Annotated in this window: 5 protein-coding genes and 2 pseudogenes; 4 read left to right on the top strand and 3 right to left on the bottom strand. The window is 65.5% G+C overall.

What is annotated here, in order from left to right:
- Positions 1-113 precede the first annotated feature (113 nt).
- Together ACP690_RS17885 and ACP690_RS17880 are read right to left on the bottom strand one after the other, a co-directional pair.
- Positions 114-593: pseudogene (locus ACP690_RS17885) on the bottom strand (IS3 family transposase); the annotation flags it as partial.
- 120 nt (positions 594-713) lie between these two features.
- Positions 714-839, bottom strand: a pseudogene (locus ACP690_RS17880) (hydroxyisourate hydrolase); the annotation flags it as partial.
- 248 nt (positions 840-1,087) lie between these two features.
- Here ACP690_RS17880 and ACP690_RS17875 point away from each other — a divergent pair.
- From ACP690_RS17875 to ACP690_RS17860, 4 genes are read left to right on the top strand one after another with little or no spacing between them, the layout of a single operon-like run.
- Complete coding sequence (locus ACP690_RS17875; RefSeq protein ID WP_426261888.1) at positions 1,088-2,050, top strand: glycosyltransferase; 963 nt, start codon at positions 1,088-1,090, stop codon at positions 2,048-2,050.
- Positions 2,047-3,033 (top strand): acyl-CoA dehydrogenase, encoded by a 987-nt coding sequence (locus ACP690_RS17870; protein ID WP_426261889.1) that lies wholly within the window; start codon positions 2,047-2,049, stop codon positions 3,031-3,033. The genes ACP690_RS17875 and ACP690_RS17870 overlap by 4 nt, the downstream gene beginning before the upstream one ends.
- 17 nt (positions 3,034-3,050) lie before the next feature.
- Entirely contained in the window at positions 3,051-3,683 is a 633-nt protein-coding gene (locus tag ACP690_RS17865) for a PIG-L deacetylase family protein (protein WP_232307964.1), read from the top strand.
- Positions 3,680-4,276: a class I SAM-dependent methyltransferase gene (locus tag ACP690_RS17860; protein ID WP_076711215.1), complete on the top strand. Its 597-nt coding sequence runs from the start codon at positions 3,680-3,682 to the stop codon at positions 4,274-4,276. The genes ACP690_RS17865 and ACP690_RS17860 overlap by 4 nt, the downstream gene beginning before the upstream one ends.
- Positions 4,277-4,371: 95 nt before the next feature.
- Here the strand turns inward: ACP690_RS17860 and ACP690_RS17855 are convergent, their stop codons facing one another.
- The gene (locus tag ACP690_RS17855; RefSeq protein ID WP_170170546.1) at positions 4,372-6,540 is read right to left on the bottom strand and encodes a catalase; all 2,169 of its coding nucleotides are present in this window, start codon (positions 6,538-6,540) and stop codon (positions 4,372-4,374) included.
- Positions 6,541-7,036: the final 496 nt, after the last annotated feature.

Raw genomic sequence — 7,036 nt, 5'->3', positions numbered from 1 at the left:
AGCGATCCCGTTGACGGTGGGAGCCATCTGGCTCAGATTGCATGCCGCGCCGACGGTTGTCGGCGCATGGATATCTGCTGGCCAAAACCCGCCGCTGCTTCCCGACATAGGACGTTGTCCGACCTGATATGCGCGGGCGGACCACGCTCGATGAACAACTCGGCCAGCGCTGCCAGTACGTCTTCGTGTTTGAGCTGGCGCGCGACGACGAGTGCCAGGCACTCCCTGCTCGCCTCGTCGATAATGGTAAGGATGCGGAACTTGCGTCCGTCATGGGTGCGTTCCTCGACGAAGTCGTAAGCCCAGACATGCCCCGGATACTCCGGCCGCAACCGGATGCACGAGCCATCGTTCAGCCATAACCGGCCGCGTTTCGGCTGGCGCTGCGGCACCTTCAGCCCCTCGCGTCGCCAGATCCGTTCCACCCGTTTATGGTTCACCGACCAACCCGCCGCATGCAGCAGCGCCGTCACCCGGCGATAGCCGTAGCGCCCGTACTGCCTGGCAAGGGCGATGATATCCTCGGTCAGCGCCTCTTCGTCATCTGCCCCGAACGGCACCTTGCGCTGCGTCGACCGGTGCTGACCCAGCATGATCTCAACCTCACGTAGCTTCCCGATAATCTCCTCGGGCTTGTGCTTCTTCGCAGGCATTCGTCGTCCCTTCCTTGGTCCAGACTGTAATAGTCGATGGACCACTCAGAAGGGGGCAGCTCAGACCGGCACATGGTAGTGCGCGGCAGGGTCGGTGACGCGGAACACGGGATCGATCTCGGGGAAGAATGGCACCGCCTTCGCATCCGGGTAGCCTGCCATGTCGAACAGCAGCTTGTAGGTGCGCGGCGCGAACTTCGACGGCTACCTACCCGACGCCGATATCTCGGTTGAAACCGGGCAAACCTATAGTCCTGCATGACGATCTGGCATCTTGCATCACCGCGAGCAGCTATCGAAACCGGCGTTTATCACCTACAGTCCTGCAAGGCAGGGTCGCCGGTCCTGCGAAACCGATGGTGGGGGTGCCGTTGCGACCTGTGTCAGCTGCGATCTGTGTTCCGGTCCGCAACGAGGAGACTGCGTTACCGAAGTTGCTGGAGGCGATCGAGCGACTGGACCTGGGCGACGTCGAGGCTGCCGTGTTCTTCCTCCTTGATAATTGCTCGGATGCGAGCGAGCAGGTAATACTCGAGCATGCTGGTCGCATGGCCCTTCCGTTCACGGTGGCTCAGGGAGACCCGTCCCCTGATGCCAATGCCGGTCGTGCACGCCGGGCCGCCATCGCCCTCGGCCTGCATCATGCGGCGAGCACGCCCCACGGTATTCTCCTGACGACCGACGCCGACAGCCAGCCCCGTGCCGATTGGGTCAGGGCGGCACTGCAGGGCCTGGCCTCGGCCGACCTTGTCGCCGGGCGAATCGTCCGGATCGCAGCGGAGCGGGATCCGGTGCAGGGGAGGGTCGAGCGCTACCTCGATCGGCTTCACGCCTACCGACGATCGGTCGACCCCGTTCCGTGGGACAGTCCGACCGGCTCCCACTGCTCGGGAGGCGCCAACATGGCCTTCCGACCCGGAGCCTATCAGGCGCTGGGTGGCTTCCAGCCGGTGCCATGCGGCGAGGACGCCGCCCTGCTCGACGATGCCGGGCGCGCCGGGTTTCGCGTGCGCCGCGATCCCGGCATGGTGGTTGCGACCTCCTCACGGCGGCTCGGCCGGGCGCCGGGCGGCATGGCGGCTGCGCTCAGTGCCATCGACCATCACGGGGCACCCTCAATGCCGCATCCCCGAGGGGCGGCATGGCAATACCGACAGCAGGCGGAGGCGCGCCGCATTTGGGCCGGGCTCCCCGATTCCTTTGTCGCAGCTCGCTTCGGCGACCGTATCGGATTGACCGGTGACCATGTGATCGGCGTTGCGCGCGACTGCCCCAACGCAGAGGCGTTCGCCATGCGTGTCGTGCCGGCACTGCCCGATATACCCGATGTCACCCTCGTCGAGGCCGAGCATGCCTTGGCAACGCTCGAGAACCAGCTTTGCGAGCAGGCGGTATGACGACGGCCGGAGCTCTGCGTCATGGGATCGTCGCGGCGGGGTGGGCGACCGATCCCGCCGGCGATCCGACGACGCCCAAGGCATATCTGGACCTGCTCCGCCCTCTTTACGCTGCGGGACGCCGGGATCTCCCCATCGGGCGCCTGCTTGAGGGGCATGTCGATGCGGTGCAGATCGTGTTTCGATACGGCACGTCGTCCCAGGTCGCTGCGTTGCGGGCGCGCATCGCTGCGGGAGCGACGTTGGGTGTGTGGAATGCGGGCCTGCCGGGTGAGCCGCTGGTGCTTACCGGCGGACGGCTGACCGGCGGCAAGGGCTATGCATCGGGGGCGGGGATACTGACTCACGCGCTGGTAACCGCGGATAGCGAACGCGGACCGCAGCTGCTCCTGCTCGACCTCGAGGCCGATCCGCCTGCCATCGATCGGGAGTGGTGGCAGACGATCGGCATGCAGCGCTCGGAGACACATCTGGTGCGCTGGTCCGGCTCTGTGATCGGTGAAGACGGCCGTATCGGCGAGCCCGGCAGCTATGCGCGGGAGCCGTTCTTCAGCGGAGGCGCGCTGCGCTTCGCCGCGGTTCATGCCGGCGGTATCGCGGGTCTGCTGGACGCGGTGCGTGACCACCTGACCACCCACGAGCGCGCTTCCGATCCGTTCCAGGCATCACGGCTCGCCGACCTGTTCCTGCTTGCCCAGGGTGCAGCGGCGAGCATCCGCGACACGGCGGGCGCCTGGTTCAGCGGGACGGATGCGGAACGCCTCGCCCGGGTGTCCGCTGCGCGGCTATCGATCGCCGGTTTTGCCGAGCGCGCCCTGACGATCGCGCAGGAGGCGGTGGGGCTGCAGGGGTTGTTCCTGTCGCATCCGCTGGCGGCAAAGATCGCCGATCTCATGGTGTACCTGCGCCAGCCGGCGCCTGACGCGCATCGCCTTCGCGTCGGCCAGGCTGTCGCCGAGCACATCCTCGACCCCATCCTGTGAGGATCGCGCTGCGAAACGTGCGTGTCGCGCTGGTGATCGCCCCGCACCCGGATGACGAGGTCATCGGCGCGGCAGGCCTCATTGCGCGGCTTCGCCGCCATGGAGCTCGGGTCCGGGTTGCGGTCGTGACCGATGGTGCCGCATCTCACCGGGGCAGCCGAAAATGGCCGAGGACGCGACTGGTCGCGGCTCGCCAGCGTGAGAGCCTTCATGCGCTACGTCGTCTCGGCATCGTTGCTGGCGACGTCTCGTTCCTCAATTTGCCCGATGGCCAGTTGCCCTCGATCCCGGGGCGCTGTTATCGCGCGCTGCGCCGCCAGGTCGCACGATGCCGGGATCTCGATCTCATCGTCGGACCGGCCTGCGATGACGACCATCCCGATCACCGCGCCGTAGCCGCGGCCGTAGCCGGATGCCCGGGTGGCGCCAGTCGGCTGACCTACCGCGTGTGGCCGCCTCGCCCGGACAGGTCCGGACCGGCATGGCGCATCGCTGTGCCCGGGGGAGTTTCGGTGAAACGGTCCCTGATCCGCGTCTACCGGACGCAGCTCGGCGCCGTTTCCGATGACCCAGCAGGCTTCACGATCGCGAGACACGAGCTTGCGGCCTTTGCTCGTCCGGTCGAGCGCTACCGGCCGGGTTCGAAGTGACGAGCCCGATCGATCTTGCCGGGTTCGCCGCCAAGTTCGCCGGCGACGACGATCCCTGGCGCACCTTCACCGCCCGTGACGAGGCGGTGAAGCGTGCCGCGATCCTGCACGCGATAGGTCACCGACCGGTCGGACGGGTGCTGGAGCTGGCCAGCGGCAACGGATCCAACAGTGCCGCGATCGCGAGGATGGCGTTGCGCCTCGATGCGACCGAGGGCACGAGGGAGGGGGTCGACCTGACGGCACGCGCCGTTGCCGCCTGGCCTCGTGCGTGCGCATCGCTGCTCGTGCTCCCCGGTCGACCGCCACGTCTCGTCTATGACGTGATCGTGATCGCCGAGATCCTGTATTACCTCTCAGCGCGAGAGATGGCCCGGGTTGCGCGTGAGATGGCCGCTCGCCTGCGCCCAGGCGGCATCATCGTGCTCGCGCACCACAGGATTGATTTCTACGATTTCGTCCAGCATGCGGCAGGGATCCACGCCCGGTTCCTCGCAGAGACCGGGCGTTGTTGGACGGTTCGCACCGCGCGCCGCACCGGCCGCTGGGTCGTTACCGCGGCCCGCGCCGATGGTATGACCCGATCCCGTTGAACGCGAGCGAGGCAGCACGTCCCACGTCCGTGCGATATGAGGCTTGCCGTTAAGTGGAGCGGCAGGACGTCCACCTGCCGCTCCCGCCAGGGTCGTCAGGCCGCCGCGTCGAGATCGACCTTCATCTCCCGAGCCCAGAACCTGAGGTCACGACAGGTCGTGACGAACGCCTTGACGTCCTTGCTCTTGCTTAGGGCTACGAAGCCATCGTCAAGCTCCGGCACCCGAGAAGCGTCGAACAACGTGGCGGCTGCATCGGTGTAGCCGATGAACTTGCAGTGGCCGAACGCGTCCGCCACGAAGTCCTTGGAGGCCGCATCCTTGGCGAGCATCGCAGCCCCCTCCTCGGACGGGAGCACCGCGACGGCATCGAACAGGACCGAAGGTCCGCCATCGATCTTCTGCTTGGCCGCGACCTTGGTGCCGTCGTCGAGCGTGACCCCGCCGATCTTCGGTGCGACCACCTCCCAGACCGCGCCTTCGGCTTCCAGCGCCTTGGTCAGCGCATTGAACAGCTCGGCGCTCGACCCATGGGTCAGCAGCAGGCCCATCTTTCGCCCGGCGAAATTCGCCGGGCCGTTGGCGACGATCGAGAGCGCCGACGATGTCGGCAGGTCTAGCGTCGGCTTGGCCGCCTTGGCGGCGTCCGGCAGGTCGAGGCCGAGCCCGTTCGCAACGGTAGCGGCGAGATCCTCGTCGATGTTGCGCAGGTGGCTGACCGCCCGGGCCCGGATGTCGACACGATCTACCTTCGACAGCTCGAACACCAGCGCGTCGCCGATGTGCTTCTGCTCGATCGGCTGCTGGCTGAGATAGAACTGCCGCGCCTGGCTGTAATGATCGGCAAAGGTTTCCGACCGAATCCGCTGCTTGGTCCCCTGAACCTCGGCGGGGAAGCTGGTGAAGCCGATCTCCGGGTTCTCGCGCGGACCGCCTTCCGCGCCCCAGCTGTTCGGCTCATAGTTCACGCGCCCCTTCGGATTGCGCATCGCCATGTGGCCGTCCTGCTGGAAGTTCATCACCGGACAGCGCGGGGCATTGATCGGCAGGTGGGTGAAGTTCGGGCTGCCGAGCCGCTTCAGCTGGGTATCGAGATAGGAGAAGTTGCGGCCGTGCAGCAGCGGGTCGTCACTGAAGTCGATGCCCGGCACGATGTTCTGCGTGCAATAAGCGACCTGCTCGGTTTCGGCGAAGAAGTTGTCGACGTTGCGATTGAGCGTGAGCGTACCGACGATGCGGACCGGCACGTCCTCCTCGGGGATGAGCTTGGTCGAGTCGAGATGGTCGAAGGGAAGCTTGTCGGCGGTTTCCTGATCGAACAGCTGGACGCCGAGATCCCATTGCGGGAAGTCACCGCTCTCGATCGCCTCCCAAAGATCGCGGCGATGATAGTCGGGATCGGCGCCGCTGATCTTGACCGCCTCGTTCCACAGCACCGACTGGAGCCCCTGGCGCGGCTTCCAGTGGAACTTGACGAAGGTCGACCTGCCTTCCGCGTTCACCAGGCGGAAGCTGTGGACGCCGAAGCCCTCCATCGTGCGGAAGGAGCGGGGGATCGTGCGATCGGACATGATCCACATGATCATGTGCCAGGCTTCCGGGGTGAGGCTGGCGAAATCCCAGAAATTGTCGTGTGCGGTTTGCGCCTGGGGGAACGCCCGGTCGGGCTCCTGCTTGGCCGCATGGACCAGATCGGGGAACTTGATGGCATCCTGGATGAAGAACACCGGGATGTTGTTGCCGACGATGTCCCAGTTGCCCTGCTTCGTGTACATCTTGACGGCGAAGCCGCGCACGTCGCGCGCCAGATCGCGCGAGCCCTTGTTGCCCGCTACCGTTGAGAAGCGGACGAACACCTCGGTCTGCTGCCCGACCGTGCTCAGCACGTCGGCGCGGGTGTAGTCGGCCAGACTGTCGGTCAGTTCGAACACGCCGTGCGCGCCATAGCCGCGTGCGTGGACGACGCGCTCCGGGATGCGCTCGTGATCGAAATGGAAGATCTTTTCGCGGAGGATGAAGTCTTCAAGCAGCGTGGGGCCACGCAGACCCGCCTTGAGACTGTTCTGGGCGTCCGCGATCGGGATGCCCTGCTGCGTGGTCATGGTAAGTGCCGCGTCCGAGGTCGTCTGACGGGTTTCGCCGCCATGGCCCTGCTGCTCGGCATAGTTCGTCGGCTGGTCGGCACCCGCCGGCAGCGGCGGTGCCTTCTTGGCCGTCTCGCCCTTGAGTTTCACCGCGTCGCTTTTGATGCTCTTGCGTGCCATGGACGTAATCCTCCGTTCATGCCCTTAATGCCACCAGCGCCACGGCGGTGCGAGGCATAAATCTTTGTAGCGACTGGGAACCGACCCGGAGGAGCGAAATTAAGTTATGTCAGTCGAGCATGGTCGCCGGTTCGAACGACAGGCGCGGGCTCGGCAACGTAAGTGTTCATGGCTGCGCAGAACCCGACTGCGGCTTCCTTGGTCCTGGATCACAGCCAGGGAAAGCCGATATGGACCGGTTGAGGATGTCTTGACGCCTTGCCGTTAGCCGAGCATGATGTACTCCCAGGTCGTACAGGTTTTCGACTGCGTCCGGCACGACCACGATCCGTGGTTGGTGCTGCTCGCGGGCCTGGTTTGCCTCTGCGGTATCTATGCCCCACATTCCCCAAGTAAATCGCTGATTTTGCTGTCAGGATCTCAATATTTCCGATATAAATCATGGTGTTGATGGCCGTGAGGGGCGCGTTTGATGGATCACCCAGAGGGTGCGGGT

Origin of the sequence: Sphingomonas sp. DC4900, from assembly GCF_049896485.1 — a bacterium.
Classification (GTDB): Bacteria; Pseudomonadota; Alphaproteobacteria; order Sphingomonadales; family Sphingomonadaceae; genus Sphingomonas; species Sphingomonas aquatilis.
The sequence above is the reverse complement of the archived record's forward strand: the minus strand, read 5'-3'. Positions and strand labels throughout refer to the sequence as shown.

What these genes read in the sequence shown, in the direction of transcription:
- ACP690_RS17855 (WP_170170546.1), bottom strand. Translation starts at nt 6,540, where the DNA reads ATGGCACGCAAGAGCATCAAAAGCGACGCGGTGAAACTCAAGGGCGAG.
- ACP690_RS17870 (WP_426261889.1), top strand. Translation starts at nt 2,047, where the DNA reads ATGACGACGGCCGGAGCTCTGCGTCATGGGATCGTCGCGGCGGGGTGG.